This window comes from Castellaniella sp., assembly GCF_004321985.1.
Lineage (GTDB): Bacteria > Pseudomonadota > Gammaproteobacteria > Burkholderiales > Burkholderiaceae_B > Castellaniella.
On the sequence record NZ_SCQN01000011.1, the window covers coordinates 157,141 to 174,930 of the forward strand.

Consider the following 17,790-nt stretch of genomic DNA (forward strand, 5'->3'; position numbering starts at 1 on the left):
GCAGCGCCGCCCGCTGGGCGGCAGCATGTGTCGCCTACCGGCCACTCGCCTTCCGTGACATTGTGTTCATTCTGTGACAAAGAAACCGGGTTGCAGACGGAATGTTCCATGGTGAACGGCGGTCCAACCAGTAGATGATCTGCTGGAGACGCGCCATGAATACTTCCGTGAATGGGCCGCGTACCCTGTTTCTGGACACGCCCGAAGTGGCTCGCTTGATCCACACTGTGGGATTGCCGGCGAGCCTGAAGGAATTGGTGGAACTGCTGCGTCAGGATTACCTGCGATGGCCTGACTTCCAGAAAGCGGCGCGGGTGGCAGCTTATACCCCGGATGGTGTGATTGAGCTCATGCCGATCACGGACGGTGTGCGCTACAGCTTCAAGTGTGTCAACGGCCACCCAGGGAACGGCCGCTACGGTCTGCCGACGGTGATGGCCATGGGTGCCCTGCTGGACTGCGACACTGGCATGATCCGCCTGCTCAGCGAATTGACGCTGACCACGGCGTTACGCACGGCTGCCAATTCCGTTCTGGCAGCGCGCGCCTTGGCCCGCGCGGATAGCCGTTCCATGGCGCTGATCGGCAATGGCGCCCAAAGCGACTTTCAGGCCATTGCCTTCCGCGCGTTGATGGGAATCAAGGAGCTTCGCCTGTATGACGTGGACCGCCACGCATCGGAGCGGCTGCGGCGCAACCTGCTGGCGTCGCGGGATTTCATGGATCCCTTTCAGATCCGGATCTGTGATTCTGCCGAGCGGGCGATCGAAGGCGCCGACATCGTCACGACGGTGACGGCGCATCAGGGAAGGGCGGAAGTGCTGTCCGCCGATATGCTGGCGCCCGGCATGCACCTGAATGCCGTGGGTGGTGACAGCCCTGGAAAGACGGAGCTGGATCCGGGTATCCTGACCAAAGCGGCGGTGTTCGTGGAATACCCGCCGCAAACGCGGCGCGAGGGCGAAATCCAGCAGATGGCGCCCGACTTCCCGGTCACCGAACTCTGGCAGGTGCTGGCGGGACTCGTGCCTGGCCGTACCGACCGGCACCAGATCACGCTGTTCGATTCAGTGGGATTCGCGCTGGAAGACTACTCGGCGCTACGATTCATTCAGTCTGCGGCGATACGCTATGGCGCCGGCATTCGCGTGGATGTGACGCCCGCGCAGAGCGATCCCCGCGATCTGTATGGCTGGTGGCTTGCGCAGGGTCGGCATGAGCCTGCCTTGCAGCAGGCCTGACACCCTGGCGGCAGGGGGCACGATGAGCAAAACGATCGCTTTGGTGGGCGCTCCCACCGATATTGGTGCCGGTATCCGGGGGGCGTCCATGGGGCCGGAGGCGCTGCGCGTGGCCGGTCTGGTCCGTGCACTTGAGGCGCGTGGCCGTGAGGTGCTGGATACCGGCAATCTGTCGGGCCCGGCCAATCCATGGCTGCCGCCTGAGCAAGGGTACCGCCACCTGCAGCAGGTCGTCGCCTGGAATCAGGCTGTTCATGCTGCCATCAGCGCGCAATTGCAGGCCGGGCGCCTGCCGATGATCCTGGGCGGTGATCATTGCCTGGGCGTGGGGTCAGTGAGCGCGGTGGCGCGCCATTGCCGCAGTCTGGGCCGACCGTTACGGGTATTCTGGCTGGATGCCCACGCGGACTTCAATACGAACGTGCTCTCGCCCAGCGGCAATATGCATGGCATGCCTGTGGCCTGCCTGTGCGGGTTTGGCCCGCGCGCGCTGGTCGAGCTGGGTGGGCGCGGCGCGGCGCTCCGGCCAGCGGAGCTGCGCATGGTGGGCATCCGTAGCGTGGATGAAGGGGAACGGGCGTTCGTCGATGCACAGGGGCTCGACGTGTATGACATGCGTGCGATCGACGAGTGGGGGATGCGTGCCGTCATGGAGGCCGCATTGGCCGGACTGCCCGCCGATGCCCATGTGCACGTGAGCTTTGACGTGGACTTTCTCGATCCAGGTTTTGCGCCCGGCGTGGGGACGACTGTGCGCGGTGGACCGACTTGGCGCGAGGCGCAGCTGTGCATGGAGATGCTGGCCGATACTGGGCGAGTGGGCTCCGTGGACGTCGTGGAGCTCAATCCAGCCCTGGATGTGCGCAATCAGACGGCGGAGGTAGCGGTGGAATTGATCGAGAGTCTGTTCGGCAAGTGCACACTGATGCGCCGGCGTTCCCTGATGCCCGGTATCGATTAGCCCCACGCGGACAGCGTCCGGACCAGGCTCCGCCCGCCGCCCACCCAGGTCTTCCACGCCAGCCAGAACTTGCGGATGGGGGTGAGCGCGATGCGCTGGTCCAGGACATGCCAGCCGTCGTGCTGCAGCTCGCGCAGCAGCGCCCAGTGAATTGACGCCAACATCAGATTGGGGCGTTGTGCGCGGCGGTCCGCCTCGGGCAGCGCCAGCATGGCTTGTCCGAACAGTGCACGCGTGCGCACTGCTTGCTCGTCCATCAACGCCTGGAATTTTGCCGAATGGTGGCCGTCCAGAATATCGTCCACGCTGACGCCATGGCGTTCCATTTCATCGGCTGGCAGGTAGATCCGGCCCCGGCGTGCGTCTTCGCCAACGTCGCCCAGAAGGGTGGTCATTTGCAGTGCCAGTCCCAGCGTCTCTGCAAACGTCTGCGTCCGGGGGTCGGTCTGGCCCAGGATCACGGTTGAGAGGCCATTGAGCCGGGCTGCCGCCAGCCAGCAATACTGCTGCAAGGCGGGCCAGTCCGGGTAGCGAAACTGGTCCAGGTTTTTCTCCGACGCTTCGATGACTGCGTGCAGCGGATCGGCCCGCAGCCCGCAGGGCAGTGCATGTTGCGCGAGCGCGATGGCAATTGGGTGGTCCGGTTCGCCGCCGAAGATCGCCTCCACCTGGCTGCGCCACCAAGCCAGCTTCATGCGGGCGACCGAGGCTTCGGAAGTTTGTTCCACGATGTCCTCGACTTCCACACGAAAGGCATGCAGCGCGGTGAGCGCCTGGCGCTTTTCTGGCGGCAGGAACAGCAGGGCGTAGTAGAGGCTAGTGCCGCTTTGTGCGGCCTTGCGCTGACAATATTCGTCGGGACTCATGGTGCGGATGTGGCGTGATCGCTGCAAATGGCAGGCAGTATACTGATCGCGGCTTGCAGCAGAGGCTTGTGCCACTCTAGCTTTTGGGGGATTCCATGCCGCGCCCGATTCTGGCGACCATTGACACTGAAGCCTTGTCTCACAACCTGCGCATCGTGGCTGGCCGTCTGGCTCGGGATACTGTTGATTCTCCCAGAATCTGGGCAGTGATCAAGGCCCGGGGTTACGGTCATGGCCTGTCCGCCGCGCTGCAGGGGTTCTCCCAGGCTGACGGTCTGGCGATGTTGGACCTGGATGAAGCCGTCCATTGCCGTGAATCGGGCTGGTCGGGGCCGATCCTGCTGCTGGAAGGTTTTTTCGAGACATCCGATCTGGAAGTGCTGAACCGCTACCGCATCGCGACGACGCTGCATTGCAACGAACAGATGGCCATGCTGGAGGCCTGCAGGATTCCGCATGCGCTGGATGCCTATGTGAAACTGGACAGTGGGATGCACCGGCTGGGTTTCCTGCCAGACGAGTTTCGCGTCACGTTCCGTCGCGCACAGGCCCTGCGGTCCGCCGGCATCCTGAATAGCGTTGGCAAGATGACGCACTTTGCCCGGGCCGATGACGATCCGGCCTTCACGCGGGAGCAGTTGGCGCGGTTCCAGGCCGCCACCCAGGAGCTGCCGGGACCGGTCAGCGTTTGCAACTCGGCGGCGACGCTGACACCCGGCTTCGCAGCCAGCGTTTCGGATTGCCATGCGGGTCAGACCCAATGGGTGCGACCAGGCATCTGCCTATATGGCGCCTCGCCCTTTGCCGGCCAGTCTGCCGATTCGTTCGGTCTGCATCCCGCCATGACGCTTTCTTCACAGCTGATCAGTGCCCACGTCTTGCCGACGGGCGAGGCTATCGGCTATGGTCAGACTTTCCGTGCAGATCATGCAATGCGGGTGGGCATCGTCGCTTGCGGCTATGCCGATGGCTACCCCAGGCACGCCGTGACCGGCACACCGGTCACGGTCGCAGGTGTGCGCACGCAACTGCTGGGGCGCGTCTCGATGGACATGCTGGCCGTGGATCTGGGTCCGGTGCCCCAGGCGCATGTGGGCTCTCCGGTTGTGCTCTGGGGAGTGGGCGGACCGTCGGTGGACGAGGTGGCGCTGTCCTGCGGCACCATCGGGTATGAATTGCTGACCGCCATCACGCCGCGGGTGCCGCGCAGCGTCCTTCAGGCTTCACCTTCCGGGAATCCGCTATGAAAAACAGTTGTGTGCTCGTGACAGGAGCGACCAAAGGCATCGGGTGGGCCATCAGCCAGCGGTTGGCGGATCAGGGCTGCCATGTGGTCGGGATGGCGCGTAATACCGCCGACATCGATTTTCCGGGCTACCTGTATGGTTGCGATCTGGCCAATGCCGGTGAAACCGAGGAACTGCTGCGGGTCATCCGTGAAAAGTACCCCGTGGATGCCGTCGTGAACTGCGTGGGACCGGTCATGGCCGAAGCCCTGGGAGAAGTCGATCTGGCCTCGCTCTATCAGGCTTTTGATCTCAATGTGCGGGTGGCGGTGCAGGCCGTCCAGGCCTTCGTGCCGGGCATGAAGGCGCGCAAGGCCGGCCGCATTGTGAACATTTGCGGGCGCGCAGTCTATGGCTCGGCCGGACACACCAGCTATTCGGCCGCCAAAAGCGCCTTGCTGGGCTGCACCCGCACATGGGCGCTGGAGCTCGCGCCCTTTGGCGTCACGGTCAATGCCGTGTCCCCCGGCCCCGTGGAAACGGGGCTGTTCCGCTCGGAGTATCCGGTGGGCAGTGACGCGGAAAAGTCCATCCTGTCCACCATTCCCATGGGACGTCTGGGCCAGGCGGCCGAAGTTGCCGCCGCCGTGGTATTTCTGCTGGGCGACGAGGCATCCTACATCACGGGCCAGGAGCTGGGCGTGGATGGCGGTGGCAGCCTGGCGGGCCGCTGATGGCCAAGGCAAAAACGTTATTTCTTTGCACTGAGTGCGGTGCAGCGACGGCCAAGTGGGAAGGCCGTTGCCCGCATTGCGGTGCCTGGAACACGCTGCAGGAGACTCGCGAATCTGTTGCGCCTGCCCACCGGTTTGCTCCTCTTGCGGGCAGCACCCCCGTGCGACGGCTGTCGGAGATTGAGGCGCATGAGCAGATCCGCAACCCCAGCGGTATTGAGGAATTCGACCGGGTGCTGGGCGGCGGCCTGGTGGCCGGGGCGGTGGTGCTCATCGGCGGCGATCCGGGGATCGGCAAATCCACCTTGCTGCTTCAGGCGCTCGCAAGCCTGTCGGAACGCGGGCCCGTGCTCTATGTGACGGGCGAGGAGTCTGCTGAGCAGGTGGCGTTGCGTGCGCAGCGCCTGGGCGTATCGGGAGACGGCGTGGATCTGCTGTCGGAGATCCGGCTGGAGCAGATCGTACAGGCGCTGACGGAGCGCCAGCCCGGCGTGGCCGTGATCGATTCGATCCAGACGCTGTATTCGAGCGAGCTTACGGCAGCGCCTGGCTCGGTGTCCCAGGTGCGCGAGTGCGCCGCGCAGCTCACCCGCATCGCCAAGCAGACCGGGATTTCGCTCATCATCATCGGCCACGTGACCAAGGATGGATCGCTGGCCGGCCCGCGCGTGCTGGAGCACATCGTGGATACCGTCCTGTACTTCGAAGGCGACACGCATACGTCCTTCCGGCTGGTGCGCGCGGTGAAGAACCGCTTTGGCGCGGTCAACGAGCTCGGTGTATTTGCCATGACTGATCGTGGCTTGCGCGGTGTGAACAACCCTTCCGCGCTGTTTTTGGCCGGGCATTCGCGAGAGGTCGCCGGGTCCTGCGTGATGGCCACACAGGAAGGTACGCGGCCCTTGATGGTCGAGGTTCAGGCGCTGGTGGATACTGCGCACGTCCCCAATCCGCGCCGGTTGTCGGTCGGTCTGGAGAGCAGCCGTCTGGCCATGCTGCTGGCCGTGCTGCATCGCCATGCGGGGATCGTCACCTTCGACCAGGATGTGTTCGTGAATGCCGTCGGCGGGGTGCGCATCATGGAGCCGGCCGCCGACCTCGCCGTAGCGCTCGCGATGGTTTCCTCCATGCGGGATAGACCTTTGCCGCCCCGGCTGTTTGCCTTTGGCGAGATCGGCCTGGCCGGCGAGATCCGCCCTGCGCCTCGCGGCCAGGAACGATTGCGGGAAGCTGCCAAGCTGGGGTTCGAGCGCGCCGTCATTCCGCGCGCCAATGCGCCGCGCCAAGCCATCGAAGGGCTGCAGGTCCAGGCGGTCGACCGGGTGGAGGATATCCTCGGCGTGCTGAACGGTGACCGCTGAGATGGCGGGCACCCTGTGGCTGATTCCCGCGTGTCTGGTCACGGGTGGCGCGATCGGCTTCTCTGGCGGGGTCGTGGGTATTGGCGGCGGACTGATCGCGATTCCATTGCTGGGGCTGGTGCTGGGCTATCCGCAGCAGGCGGCCCAGGGTACGGCCCTGGTGATGGTGCTGCCCGCAGTGGTACTCACGGTGCGCAAATATCATCAGCGCTCGCCCATCGATTGGCGGTCGGCGGCCGCCGGGGCGGCGGGTTCAGTTTTCTTCACCTGGGTAGGGGCAAAGATCGCGCTGGGTCTGGATCCGTGGCTGCTGCGCCGCATTTATGCCGGTTTCGTGTTCATCATCGCGCTCTTTTACTTTCGCGAGAGTTTGGGGCGGCGTGCGCGTTCCGCGCCGCCCGGAGGCTACCGTGAAGTCTCGCAGACGCACCGTGGCTGGTACTTCCTGATTGGTATTCTGGCGGGGCTGACCGGTGGAATTTTCGGCGTGGGTGGATCGGTGCTTTCGGTGCCGTTCATGACCACATGCTTCCGCCTGCGCCAGACGTCGGCACAGGCCCTGGCGCTGACCATGATCGTACCGGGCACCGTGGTGGCGCTTGCGACCTACGCCTGGCATGGTCAGGCGCATGGTTTGGTCGGCATTCCGCTGGCCATCGGCAGCCTGCTGTGCGTGCCGTACGGGGTGCGCCTGGCTTATGCCTTGCCGGAAGCACGGCTGAAACTGATTTTTGCCTGCATGCTGCTGATCATCATGGGCTTGCTGCTTCTGCGGGGTGGCGCATGAGTCCGGTATTATCCACGCTGCCCGGTACGCAGGGCATTCCTCGTGGTTGGGTGAGGCAGGACTTCCCAGGGGGTGCCCTGTGTGTGCCGCAGCGCCTGGCGGCCACCGCCGGAGACGCCTGGTTCGACCCGGGGAGACCGGGCGCAATTCCGGTGGGCGAGGGCGGCCGGCAGGCGGCCTGGTTCGTCGATGGTATCCATGGGCCTGCCGTGCTGCGCCACTATCGGCGTGGGGGCCTGCGGGCCCGGTTCGGCCGTGAATCCTATCTATGGCTGGGACAGGCCCGGGTGCGCGCCATTGCAGAATCGCGGGTTCTGGGGCTCTTGCGTGATGCCGGTGTCCGGGTTCCAGAACCGCTGGGCGCGGCCTGGTGGCGGGCTGGCCTGATGTACCGCAACGCCATTCTGGTGGCGCGGATCGCAGGGGCGCAGGCCTTGGCGAGCCGTCTTGATCGCGCCGATCCCGCTGAGGTCGCTCGAGTCATCGCCGCCCTCCATGATGCTGAGGTCTGGCATGCCGACCTGAACGCCTTCAATATATTGTTCGACGACCAGGACCGCATCTGGCTCATCGACTTCGACCGCGCACGGCTGGGGCCGGTTTCAGCGCGTGCCCGGCACGAAAACCTGCTGCGCCTGCGGCGGTCCCTGGTGAAGGTGGCCGGGGCGCGGGGAGAGGCGTGGTGGAATGAATTGGCGCGGTCTTAAGCCAGAAAATCCACCTTTCCGGTGGCCAGGCGGTAGATGCCGCCCACGATCCGCAGGGAGCCAGCCTGGTGCGCCTTTCGGATGATGTCCGACTGCGCGCTCAGTGCCGTTACATTGTTACGGATGTTCTGTTCGATGGCGGCTTCCAGCAGGTCGGTTTTCTGTTGGCTGACTTGCTTCACCGATGGGGTCAGCGCGGCCACCAATGTTTCGATGTGGCCGGGGTATTGAGCATGGTTGGTGATCGCCTTCACGGCTGCGGCAATTGCCCCGCATTTTTCGTGCCCCAGCACGAGGATGGCCGGAACGGACAGGACGGCGACGGCGTATTCCAGGCTACCGAGCATGTCGGCGTTGATGAAGTTGCCGGCTACCCGGGTCACGAACAGGTCGCCGCGGCCGCTGTCGAATGTATATTCGGGGGCGACGCGCGAATCCGCACAGCCCAGGATGGCCGCGTAGGGATTTTGCCCGCCCGCCAGCGCTTTTCTTTCGTGTGAGAAATCGTGGCGCTTCATGACCCCCGATACATAGCGCTGGTTGCCTTCTTTCAGGCGCTGGATGGCTTCATCGGGGCTGACAGCATTTTCGGGCTTGGGTAGGCCTGCCGCATGGACCGGTACGCTGGCCATGGCGCCCAGCCCGGCCGAGGCCGTTGCAGCCAGCGCGAAGGCGGCAGATGACTGCAGAAAGCGCCGGCGGGTGACTGGCTGTGCGTGAGTGCAGAGCTTGGAATCACACATGGTGGGTACCTTTGTGGTTGGTTGAAAGAGGGACTGCCTTTTAACCCGGGCGCATCGGATCCTTCGAGCCGTTCGTGCCGTTCTGTTTCGGGTGAAATTCGGGGGGTCGCCTACCGCGTGATTCCATCGATTCTCGATCAGTTGGTGACTCTACACGAACGCTGCTGGGCTTGCACCCCCGGTCACGATCCCGCCGCGCGATCGAACTGGTCGCGGAATCCCTAGTGCTGGTATCCACCCGAGTGTCCGGCCACGCCCCGCAGCCCTTAAAATATCCGTCTTTACAAATCCCGACGGACGTTCGCATGTTTTCTCAGGACCAACTCAAACAGCAGGCTGCGCAGGCCGCCCTTGATTATGTGCTGCCGCAACTTCAGCCCGACAGCGTCCTGGGGGTGGGGACAGGCTCCACGGTCGACCGGTTCATCGATCTGCTGGCCGCCCATTCCGGGGATTTTGCGGCGGCGGTCTCCAGTTCGGAGCGCAGCACGCAACGGCTGCAGGCCGCGGGCATCCGGGTCCTGGATCTGAATGAGGTCGCCAGCCTGGCGCTGTATGTGGATGGCGCCGACGAGGTGGACCACGAGCTGAACATGGTGAAGGGCGGCGGCGGCGCACTTACTCGCGAAAAGATCGTGGCTTCCGTCGCCGACCGGTTCGTCTGCATCGTCGACGACTCCAAGCTCGTGAGGCAGCTTGGACGCTTCCCCTTGCCGGTGGAGGTCATCCCACTGGCTCGCGAGGCGGTTGCCCGGCAGATTCGTTCACTGGGCGGCCAACCGCGGCTGCGGGAGGGCTTCACCACCGACAACGGCAACCAGATTCTGGACGTGTCGGGCCTGACCTATGACGATCCAGCGGAGTTTGAGGCGGTTCTGAACAACATTCCGGGGATAGTGTGTTGTGGCCTGTTCGCCATCTCGGGTGCGCACGTCGCGCTGGTGGCGGGCCAGGATGGGGTCTCGCGGCTGGAGCTGCAGGATTGATCACGCCGCTGCGGTACCCGCGCCCAGCTGGCTGTCATGAGCCAGTCACACGGGCCTGCTATGCTGCCTTCACAAGCGGCGGGCGCGGTGCTACGCTTTGCGATCGTTTGGATGCGTCCGCAGGTACATAGGGGGGTCGGTCATGCTCGAACACACCAACAAACAATTTCACGCTGAGCTGGAAACGACGCGATCGATGTTCCTGCAAATGGGCGGCCTGGTGGAATCCATGGTGCTGGACGGCAGCCGCGCATTGTCCGAAGGCGAGCTGCAACTCGTGGATCGTGTGCGCGAGCACGAGCGCCAGGTAAATCAGTTCGAGGTGGACATCGATGGGCGCATCGGTCAGCTGATTGCACGCAATCAGCCTACAGCGGTCGATCTGCGCCTGCTGTTGTCGATTTCCAAGATGCTCACCGACATGGAGCGGTGTGGTGACGAGGCTGAAAAGATCGCCAAGGTCGCCCGTCGGCTGCACGAAGAGGATTCCTCCTACGAACCGGTCGTCGAGTTGCGCCATATGGCGGACGCCGTAGCCAGCATGATTCGCGCGGCCCTGGATGCCTTCGCGCGCGAGGACCCTGTCGCCGCCGCCGAGGTCGTGCGCAGCGACAGGGACGTGGACAAGGAATGGAAGGCCTCGCTGCGCCACATGATCACCTACATGATCGAGGACCCGCGCACGATTTCGCATTCCATCGACCTGATCTTCATTGCCCGGGCGCTGGAACGCATCGGCGACCATGCCAAGAACATGGCCGAGCGTGTGATCTATATGGTTCGCGGCGACGACGTGCGCCACATGGGCGTCACCAACACCGAGCGCATGGCGCGCGGCGAGCCGCCCGAACCACGTCCCTGATGCGTTGCCTGCGCTGGGCGTAGCGGCTTAGGTCTTTATCCGTCGCTGAAACTCCGGGTCGGCCAATACCAGGCCCAGGCCCAGCCGCCAATCGCGCTCCAGCGGCCCCAGCAGGGTCTCCAGCTTGCCGCAGTCCAGCCGACTATTGGCGGGGCGCGGCTCGGATGCGGGCCATTCAGTCGAGGAAATGGGCAGCAGAGTGGGGATCCGCGCCATCAGCCCGGCCGCATGGGCTTGGACGAAGATTTCCTGCGCGAATTCCTGCCAGCTCACCCAGGGTTGTCCGCTGAAGTGATAGATGCCGCCGGGCGTCTCACCGCCAGGCCGTCGCGCCAGATTCTGCAGGACGGCTGCCAGGTGCCCGGCCCAGGTCGGGCCGCCGATCTGGTCGGCTACCAATCGAAGGGTGGCCTGCTGTTGCCCCAGCCGCAGCATGGTGTGCACGAAGTTTGGGCCCCAGGCGCTGAAGAGCCAACTGGTGCGCACGATGATGGCTGTGGAGTCGGCGCTCAGGACGGCCTGTTCGCCCGCCTGCTTGCTGCGGCCATAGGTGTTGAGTGGTGCGGTGGCATCGTCTTCATGGTAGGGGCGATCCGTCCGGCCGTCGAACACATAGTCGGTGGACACATGAAAGAAGCGCATGTTTCTGGCCGCGCAGGCGCGTGCCAGGGTCTCGGGGGCCTGTGCGTTCGCCATCATGGCGGTGGCGGGCTCGGAAGCCGCCCGGTCCACGGCGGTGTAGGCAGCGGCGTTGATCAGGCAGTCGGCCGGATGCGCGTCCAGCCACCGCTCGATGGCATCAGCCTGGCTCACATCCAGTTCGGCGTGCGAGGCAAATCGATAATCTGTGCTGCTGTTCGCCTGCGCCAGCGCCTGCAGCGCGCGCCCGAGCTGCCCCTGCGAACCCGTCACCAGAAGGCGGAGCGGGTGCCCTGGTGTCATGGCTGCGGGCGTTCGGCGGGTGTCGGGTCGCCCGTTATGGTCTCGTCCAGGCCCAGCCGCTCACGGCGGTAGCGGCCGTCTTGTACGCGCTCGCACCAGTCCCGGTGGTCCAGATACCACTGCACGGTCTTGCGCAGGCCGGTGGCGAAGGTCTCGCGCGGGGTCCAGCCCAGCTCACGGGCGATCTTGGTGGCGTCGATCGCGTAGCGCCTGTCGTGTCCGGGGCGATCCGTCACATAGGTGATCAGATCGGCGTAGTGGGCCACACCGTGTGGGTGGTCGGGCGCCAGTTCTTCCAGCAGTTCACAGATGGCACGCACCACATCGATGTTGCGTTGCTCGTTGTGTCCGCCGATGTTGTAGGTCTCGCCAGGTGTGCCGGCTTCCAGGACGCGCACCAGTGCCCGAGCGTGATCCTCGACGTAGAGCCAGTCGCGGATCTGCAGCCCGCGGCCGTAGACGGGCAGTGGACGGCCTTCCCGCGCGTTCAGGATGACCAACGGGATAAGCTTTTCGGGGAAATGGCAGGGTCCGTAGTTGTTCGAGCAATTGGTCACCAGCGTCGGCAGGCCATAGGTGCGATGCCATGCCCGCACCAGGTGGTCGGCGCCCGCCTTGCTGGCGGAGTACGGGGAACTGGGCGCATAAGGTGTGCTTTCGGTGAAGAAGCCGGCGGTGTCGGACAGGTCGCCATAGACCTCGTCGGTCGAGATATGGTGAAAGCGGAAGTCGCTTCTGGCTTGGTGATCCAGCCCCAGCCAGTAGTGGCGCGCCGCTTCGAGCAGTGTGCAGGTGCCTACCACGTTCGTCCGCACGAATTCCACGGGCCCGTCGATGGATCGGTCTACGTGCGATTCGGCGGCCAGGTGCATTACGGCCTGCGGGCGGTGTTGCGCGAAGATGCGTGCCAGGGCCAGGCTGTCGCAGATATCGACCTGTTCGAACACATAGCGTGGGTTGCCGGCCACCGGTGCCAGCGATTCCAGGTTGCCGGCGTAGGTCAGCTTGTCCACGTTCAGCACACTGTGGTTGGTGTGGGCAATCAGGTGCCGGACCAGGGCCGAGCCGATGAAGCCTGCGCCGCCGGTGACCAGGATTTTCATAGACGCTTGATGAAGACCAGGCTGTTGCGTGAGCGGTTGTAGTGCGCTGCCTTCTCGTGCGGCAGGTCGGAGACCCCGCCTTGCACGAAGCCGCGTTTCAGGAACCAGTGGGATGTCCGGGTGGTCAGCACGAACAGCCGCCGCGCGCCCATTGCGCGGGCACTGGCTTCGGCATGGCGCAGCAGTTTTTCGCCATCGCCCACGCCTTGCCATTCGGGATGCACGATAAGGCAGGCCATCTCCGCCATGCCATCCTTTGGGTAGGGGATCACCGACACGCAACCGTAGATCACCCCGTCGTGTTCCAGAACGGTGAACTTTTCCACGTCGCGCTCGATCACCGCCCGCCCGCGCGGCACCAGTGTGCCATCGGTTTCCAGGGGTTCGATGAGCTGCACGATCGCGCCCACGTCGTCGGCGACGGCGGGGCGCAGGTCTTCCAGTGTGTCTTCCACCACCATGGTTCCCACGCCGTCGTGGGTAAAGATCTCGAGCAGGATGCTGCCATCCAGCGTGTAGGGCACGAGGTGCGCCCGGGCCACCCCGCGTTTGACCGCGAGCGAGGCGTGGCCCAGAAATGCCGCCGTGTCCTCGTCCAGCACGTTTTGTGCCAGCAGCTCGTCGGCGTCATTGCGGGCGAGTTCCGTGTCCACGGACCCGTCGGTCTCGGTGACGGTCCGGTTCTGCGTCAGGAAGATCAGTTTTTCGGCACGTAGAGCGACGGCGGCGTTGGTCGCCAGGTCTTCCATGGCCAGGTTGAAGGCTTCGCCCGTGGGCGAGAAGCCCAGCGGCGAGAGCAGGACGATCGCACCCTGGCTGATGATGCTGTGCATGGCATCGACGTCGAGCTTGCGAACCGTTCCGGCGCGACGGTAGTCCACCCCGTCGATCACGCCTACGGGCCGCGCCGTGACGAAATTGCCCGATATCACGCGGATCTTCGCGTGTGACATGGGTGTGTTCGGCAGCCCCTGGCTGAAGGCGGCCTCGATGTCCAGGCGGATTTCGCCGGCGGCTTCCTTGGCGCACTCGAGCGCTTCCGGGCTGGTCGGTTCAGTACCGCGCCCGAACTGCTGGTTGACGTAGCCCTTCAGGCGCAATTGCTCGTTTACCTGGGGGCGGGAACCATGCACCAGCACCAGCTTGATGCCCAGTGCCGAGAGCAGCGACAGGTCGGCGACCAGATCTTCGAGGCCGCCGTCCTGAATCAGTTCGCCGCCGAACGCCACGACGAAGGTCTTGCCGCGAAAATCGTGCACATAGGGCGCCACTTCGCGGAACCAGCGCACGAACTGTGCCGGTGCGAATTCGGGGGCGTCCTGGGCGGAGTAGGTATCGGTCTCTTCGGAACTCATGGCGGGCAGGGCAATGGGATTTGCGCAACTCCGAAATTATAATGATCGATTCCCCTCCATTTACCATTTCAAGCAGGAATCCACCGCTTTGTTGCAGACGCCACACCCCGAGTCCCACCGCACTGCCGTACCCGCGGGGGCTGGGGATAGACCGTTGCCGCCCATTGTCTATCCCGAGGAGCTGCCCGTCAGCGCCTGCCGCCAGGAGATTGCCCGCGCCATTGCTGCGAATCCGGTGGTGATCGTCTGTGGTGAGACGGGATCCGGCAAGACGACTCAGTTGCCCAAGATCTGCCTGGAGCTCGGGCGGGGTCGCAGCGGAATGATCGGGCATACGCAACCCCGCCGGCTGGCGGCCACCTCGGTGGCCCAGCGGGTGGCCGAGGAATTGCATACCGAGCTGGGCGACTGGGTGGGCTATCAGATCCGTTTCAGCGAGCGGAGTGGGCCGGCGACGGCGATCAAGCTGATGACCGACGGGATTCTGCTGGCGGAGACGCAGCGTGACCCGCTGCTGCGCAGGTATGACACGCTGATCATCGACGAGGCTCACGAGCGCAGCTTGAACATTGATTTCCTGCTGGGGTTTCTGAAGCAGCTGCTGGTTCGCCGCCGGGATCTGAAGCTCATCATCACGTCGGCCACGATCGATGCGGACCGCTTCGCGCGCCACTTTGGCTCCGAGACCCGGCCGGCGCCCGTGATCCAGGTGTCCGGGCGTCTGTATCCCGTTGAATTGCGCTACCGGCCGGTGCTGCAGGAGCCCGCTGCGGAGAATGCGGGTTCGGGGGGCGGGCGCGGTGATGAAGAGCGTGACCTGGTGGATGCAGTGGTGGACGGGGTGGACGAGTGCGCCCGCCATGGTGCTGGCGACATCCTGGTCTTCCTCCCTGGCGAGCGCGAGATCCGCGAATCCGCGGAGGCGTTGCGCAAGCGGCACCCCGTGGGGGCGCTGATCCTGCCCCTGTACGCAAGGCTGTCGCGCGCCGAACAGGAACAGATCTTTCATCCGCACGGCAATGCCCGGCGCATCGTCCTGGCCACCAACGTTGCGGAGACCTCGCTCACGGTGCCCGGGATCCGGTATGTGGTGGACAGCGGCCTGGCGCGTGTCAAACGCTATTCCTGGCGCAGCAAGGTCGAACAGCTTCATATTGAACCCATCAGCCAGGCCTCGGCCAATCAGCGGGCGGGCCGCTGTGGTCGGCTGGGCCCGGGGGTCTGCGTGCGACTGTACGGCGAGGACGATTTCAAGCAGCGACCGGCTTTCACCGACCCGGAGATCCTGCGTTCCTCGCTGGCCTCTGTCATCCTGCGCATGAAGGCTTTGCGGCTCGATGATATCGAAGCATTCCCTTTCGTGGAGGCTCCCACGGGGCGAGCCATCGCCGACGGCTACCAGCTGCTGCAGGAGTTGGGTGCGCTCGATGAACATAATCGTTTGACGCCAGTGGGGCACTCCCTGTCCCGCCTGCCGGTGGACCCACGGATTGCCCGCATGGTATTCGCTGCACACGAGCAGCAGTGCCTGGCTGAGATCCTGGTGATCGCCTCGGCGTTGTCGATCCAGGATCCGCGCGAGCGGCCCATGCAGGCGCGCGAAACAGCTGACAATGCACACGCGCAGTTCAACGACAAGCAGTCGGAATTTCTGGCTTGGCTGAAGCTCTGGAGCTGGTACCAGGAGCAGGTTGCGCACAAAGCGTCGCAGCGCAAGCTGGTGGACCAGTTGCGTGCCAAGTTCCTGTCGCCGGTGCGGCTGCGCGAATGGCATGATACGCATGTGCAGTTGCTGACGCTGGCGCGTGAACAGGGCTGGCGCCTGAATCAGACCCCGGCCACGCGCGAGCAGATCCATCTGGCGTTGCTGGCGGGCCTGCTGGGCAACATCGGGATGAAGACGGAGAACGGCAATCTGTACCAGGGAGCCCGGGACATCCGTTTTGCCATCCACCCCGGGTCACCGCTACAGAAAAAGGCGGGACGCTGGGTTCTGGCCGCCGAGCTGGTGGAAACCACACGTCTGTACGCCCGCTGCGTCGCGCAGATCGAGCCCACCTGGGTGGAGCGTGCGGGTGCCCACCTGTTGCGCCGTGCCTGGTCTGATCCGCGATGGGAAAAGAAAGCCGGCCAGGTCGTGGCCAACGAGCGCGGCACGGTTCACGGGCTGCCGGTCTACACGGGGCGGCGCGTGCATTACGGTCGGGTCGACCCGGCCGCCGCGCGCGAAATCTTCATTCGGGACGCACTGGTGCCTGGGGAAATCGAGACCAAGTTGCCATTCGTGGCGCACAACCGTCGCCTGATTACCTCAATCGAGCGGCTGGAACACCAGAGCCGCCGGCCCGATATCCTGGTCGATGATGCGCTCATCTACGCCTTCTACGACCAGCAGATACCGGCAGAGGTGTGCCAGACGGCAACGCTGGAGGCCTGGTATGGCACGCTGGATGCAGCGGCTGGCGCACGCCTGAAGCTTGCCCGTGATGATCTGATGCGGCACGACGCCGCCGGGGTGACCACGGACGTCTTTCCTCGCCAACTGGTCTGGGGCGGCACGGAACTGGCGGTGGATTACCACTTTGAACCCGGTTCGCTGCGCGATGGAATGACGCTCACCGTCCCCTTGTTTGCACTCAATCAGATTGATGCGGCGCGTTGTGAGTGGCTGGTGCCGGGCATGCTGAAGGAAAAAGTCCATCTGCTGCTCAAGTCCCTGCCGCAGAAGCTTCGCCGCGCCTGTGTTCCATTGCCGGACTACGCGGCAGGGTTCCATGATCGTTGGTTCGAGCGCGAAACGGACCCCGGCACGGGGCTGCTCGATGCGCTGGCGCAGGATATCTGGGATCGTTGCCGCGTGCGCGTGCAGCCTGCGGATTTCAAGCTCGAGACGCTGCCGGCCCACTTGTCCATGAATTTCAAGATTGTGGATGAGCATGGGCGCATGTTGTCGGGCGGCCGCAACCTGGACCAATTGCGGGCCGAGCACGGGCGCCAGGCTCAGGCATCCTTTCAGAAGCTCGCCTCGCATGACCGCGAGGCAGCCCGCGTGCTGGAACACGAGGGCCTGACCGCCTGGACCTTCGGGCGCCTTCCGGATCTGCTTGAGATTCATCGCGGCGGCCAGTCTCTGGTGGGTTATCCGGCCTTGCGCGATCGGGGTGAATCCTGTGATCTTGACGTGTTCGACGATCCACAGGAAGCTCGCCGGGTCCATGCCATCGGTTTGCGCCGCCTGTTCAGCCTGGCGCTGCGGGAACAGGTAAGGTATCTGGACAAGCATCTGCCGGAGCTGACCCGCATGTCCATGCTGTATATGGACCTTGGCACACAGACCGAGTTGCGCGATCAGATCGTCGACGCGGCCCTGGATCAGGCCTGTCTCGCGGAGCCCTGGCCCGAAGATGCCGCCGGCTTCGAGCATCGCTGTCAGGAAGGCCGTTCGCGGCTCGGGCTGCTGGCTCAGGAGCTGGCACGGCTGGTGGGCAGCATCCTTGCAGAGCGTGCTGCCCTGCAGAAGAAGCTGCCCCAAGCCAGGCCTTGGCCGGAGGCGTCCCAGGATATCCAGCAGCAGCTCGCAGCGCTGGTCGGGAAATGGTTCGTGCGCGATACTCCCGCTGAACAGCTCAAGCATCTGTCGCGCTATCTCAAGGCGGCACAGATGCGGATCGAGAAGTTGCGCCAGGACCCGGCGCGCGACGCCCAATTGATGGCGGATATCGTGGCGTTGGCGGCGCCCTGGCAGCGGGCGGTAGCGCAGCGCAAGGGCGCGCCGGATGCCCAGTTGCAGGCCTTCCGCTGGCAGATGGAGGAGTTGCGCGTCGCGTTGTTTGCGCAGACGCTGCGCACGCCGTTCCCGGTTTCCGTGAAACGCTTGCAGAAAGCCTGGGCGGCCCTGCCGCGTTAGCGCATCGGT

The 17,790-nt window shown here is 64.5% G+C and carries 15 protein-coding genes; 10 read left to right on the top strand and 5 right to left on the bottom strand.

What is annotated here, in order from left to right:
* Window positions 1-155: 155 nt before the first annotated feature.
* Window positions 156-1,241, top strand: a complete 1,086-nt coding sequence (locus EPN31_RS03060; protein ID WP_291769300.1) for an ornithine cyclodeaminase — start codon at window positions 156-158, stop codon at window positions 1,239-1,241.
* A gap of 22 nt (window positions 1,242-1,263) precedes the next feature.
* On the top strand, window positions 1,264-2,202 hold the full coding sequence (rocF, locus tag EPN31_RS03065; protein ID WP_291769303.1) for an arginase: 939 nt from the start codon (window positions 1,264-1,266) through the stop codon (window positions 2,200-2,202).
* Here the strand turns inward: rocF and hpnD are convergent.
* The gene (gene hpnD / locus EPN31_RS03070; protein WP_291769306.1) at window positions 2,199-3,068 is read right to left on the bottom strand and encodes a presqualene diphosphate synthase HpnD; all 870 of its coding nucleotides are present in this window, start codon (window positions 3,066-3,068) and stop codon (window positions 2,199-2,201) included. The two genes, rocF and hpnD, sit on opposite strands and share 4 nt — an antisense overlap.
* 95 nt (window positions 3,069-3,163) lie before the next feature.
* Between hpnD and alr the strand changes: the two genes are divergently transcribed.
* The 5 genes from alr to EPN31_RS03095 are packed head-to-tail and all read left to right on the top strand — an operon-like array spanning window position 3,164 to window position 7,883.
* Window positions 3,164-4,315 (top strand): alanine racemase, encoded by a 1,152-nt coding sequence (alr, locus tag EPN31_RS03075; protein WP_291769309.1) that lies wholly within the window; start codon window positions 3,164-3,166, stop codon window positions 4,313-4,315.
* Entirely contained in the window at window positions 4,312-5,028 is a 717-nt protein-coding gene (locus EPN31_RS03080) for an SDR family oxidoreductase (protein WP_291769312.1), read from the top strand. The genes alr and EPN31_RS03080 overlap by 4 nt, the downstream gene beginning before the upstream one ends.
* The gene (gene radA, locus EPN31_RS03085; RefSeq protein WP_291769315.1) at window positions 5,028-6,389 is read left to right on the top strand and encodes a DNA repair protein RadA; all 1,362 of its coding nucleotides are present in this window, start codon (window positions 5,028-5,030) and stop codon (window positions 6,387-6,389) included. Before EPN31_RS03080 ends, radA begins: the two co-directional genes overlap by 1 nt.
* Window position 6,390: 1 nt before the next feature.
* Window positions 6,391-7,176 (top strand): sulfite exporter TauE/SafE family protein, encoded by a 786-nt coding sequence (locus EPN31_RS03090; RefSeq protein WP_291769317.1) that lies wholly within the window; start codon window positions 6,391-6,393, stop codon window positions 7,174-7,176.
* Window positions 7,173-7,883, top strand: a complete 711-nt coding sequence (locus tag EPN31_RS03095) for a 3-deoxy-D-manno-octulosonic acid kinase (protein WP_291769321.1) — start codon at window positions 7,173-7,175, stop codon at window positions 7,881-7,883. The genes EPN31_RS03090 and EPN31_RS03095 overlap by 4 nt, the downstream gene beginning before the upstream one ends.
* On the opposite strand, the gene EPN31_RS03100 is transcribed toward EPN31_RS03095, so the two are convergent.
* Window positions 7,880-8,626 (bottom strand): carbonic anhydrase, encoded by a 747-nt coding sequence (locus tag EPN31_RS03100; protein WP_291769322.1) that lies wholly within the window; start codon window positions 8,624-8,626, stop codon window positions 7,880-7,882. The genes EPN31_RS03095 and EPN31_RS03100 overlap by 4 nt on opposite strands.
* Before the next feature lie 305 nt (window positions 8,627-8,931).
* Here EPN31_RS03100 and rpiA point away from each other — a divergent pair, with 305 nt between their 5' ends.
* Both rpiA and phoU read left to right on the top strand, forming a co-directional pair.
* Window positions 8,932-9,612 carry a ribose-5-phosphate isomerase RpiA gene (gene rpiA / locus EPN31_RS03105; RefSeq protein ID WP_291769323.1) on the top strand — a complete coding sequence of 227 codons (681 nt, stop codon included), beginning with the start codon at window positions 8,932-8,934 and terminating at the stop codon, window positions 9,610-9,612.
* 142 nt (window positions 9,613-9,754) lie between these two features.
* Window positions 9,755-10,474 carry a phosphate signaling complex protein PhoU gene (gene phoU / locus EPN31_RS03110; RefSeq protein ID WP_291769326.1) on the top strand — a complete coding sequence of 240 codons (720 nt, stop codon included), beginning with the start codon at window positions 9,755-9,757 and terminating at the stop codon, window positions 10,472-10,474.
* Between the two features lie 27 nt (window positions 10,475-10,501).
* Here the strand turns inward: phoU and rfbD are convergent, their stop codons facing one another.
* Genes rfbD through argA form a run of 3 tightly spaced genes read right to left on the bottom strand, consistent with a single transcriptional unit; the run spans window position 10,502 to window position 13,874 of the window.
* A complete protein-coding gene (rfbD, locus tag EPN31_RS03115) occupies window positions 10,502-11,416 on the bottom strand; it encodes a dTDP-4-dehydrorhamnose reductase (RefSeq protein WP_291769328.1) in 915 nt (304 codons plus the stop codon).
* The gene (rfbB, locus tag EPN31_RS03120) at window positions 11,413-12,519 is read right to left on the bottom strand and encodes a dTDP-glucose 4,6-dehydratase (protein ID WP_291769331.1); all 1,107 of its coding nucleotides are present in this window, start codon (window positions 12,517-12,519) and stop codon (window positions 11,413-11,415) included. Before rfbB ends, rfbD begins: the two co-directional genes overlap by 4 nt.
* On the bottom strand, window positions 12,516-13,874 hold the full coding sequence (gene argA, locus EPN31_RS03125) for an amino-acid N-acetyltransferase (RefSeq protein ID WP_291769334.1): 1,359 nt from the start codon (window positions 13,872-13,874) through the stop codon (window positions 12,516-12,518). Before argA ends, rfbB begins: the two co-directional genes overlap by 4 nt.
* 91 nt (window positions 13,875-13,965) lie before the next feature.
* On the opposite strand from argA, the gene hrpA reads away from it, so the two are divergent.
* Window positions 13,966-17,781 carry an ATP-dependent RNA helicase HrpA gene (gene hrpA / locus EPN31_RS03130; protein ID WP_291769394.1) on the top strand — a complete coding sequence of 1,272 codons (3,816 nt, stop codon included), beginning with the start codon at window positions 13,966-13,968 and terminating at the stop codon, window positions 17,779-17,781.
* The last annotated feature ends 9 nt before the right edge of the window (window positions 17,782-17,790 follow it).

Excerpts from the sequence above, each read along its gene's own strand:
- EPN31_RS03060 (WP_291769300.1), top strand. The coding sequence starts at position 156 with ATGAATACTTCCGTGAATGGGCCGCGTACCCTGTTTCTGGACACGCCC.
- rocF (WP_291769303.1), top strand. The coding sequence starts at position 1,264 with ATGAGCAAAACGATCGCTTTGGTGGGCGCTCCCACCGATATTGGTGCC.
- hpnD (WP_291769306.1), bottom strand. The coding sequence starts at position 3,068 with ATGAGTCCCGACGAATATTGTCAGCGCAAGGCCGCACAAAGCGGCACT.
- alr (WP_291769309.1), top strand. The coding sequence starts at position 3,164 with ATGCCGCGCCCGATTCTGGCGACCATTGACACTGAAGCCTTGTCTCAC.
- EPN31_RS03080 (WP_291769312.1), top strand. The coding sequence starts at position 4,312 with ATGAAAAACAGTTGTGTGCTCGTGACAGGAGCGACCAAAGGCATCGGG.
- radA (WP_291769315.1), top strand. The coding sequence starts at position 5,028 with ATGGCCAAGGCAAAAACGTTATTTCTTTGCACTGAGTGCGGTGCAGCG.
- EPN31_RS03090 (WP_291769317.1), top strand. The coding sequence starts at position 6,391 with ATGGCGGGCACCCTGTGGCTGATTCCCGCGTGTCTGGTCACGGGTGGC.
- EPN31_RS03095 (WP_291769321.1), top strand. The coding sequence starts at position 7,173 with ATGAGTCCGGTATTATCCACGCTGCCCGGTACGCAGGGCATTCCTCGT.
- EPN31_RS03100 (WP_291769322.1), bottom strand. The coding sequence starts at position 8,626 with ATGTGTGATTCCAAGCTCTGCACTCACGCACAGCCAGTCACCCGCCGG.
- rpiA (WP_291769323.1), top strand. The coding sequence starts at position 8,932 with ATGTTTTCTCAGGACCAACTCAAACAGCAGGCTGCGCAGGCCGCCCTT.
- phoU (WP_291769326.1), top strand. The coding sequence starts at position 9,755 with ATGCTCGAACACACCAACAAACAATTTCACGCTGAGCTGGAAACGACG.
- rfbD (WP_291769328.1), bottom strand. The coding sequence starts at position 11,416 with ATGACACCAGGGCACCCGCTCCGCCTTCTGGTGACGGGTTCGCAGGGG.
- rfbB (WP_291769331.1), bottom strand. The coding sequence starts at position 12,519 with ATGAAAATCCTGGTCACCGGCGGCGCAGGCTTCATCGGCTCGGCCCTG.
- argA (WP_291769334.1), bottom strand. The coding sequence starts at position 13,874 with ATGAGTTCCGAAGAGACCGATACCTACTCCGCCCAGGACGCCCCCGAA.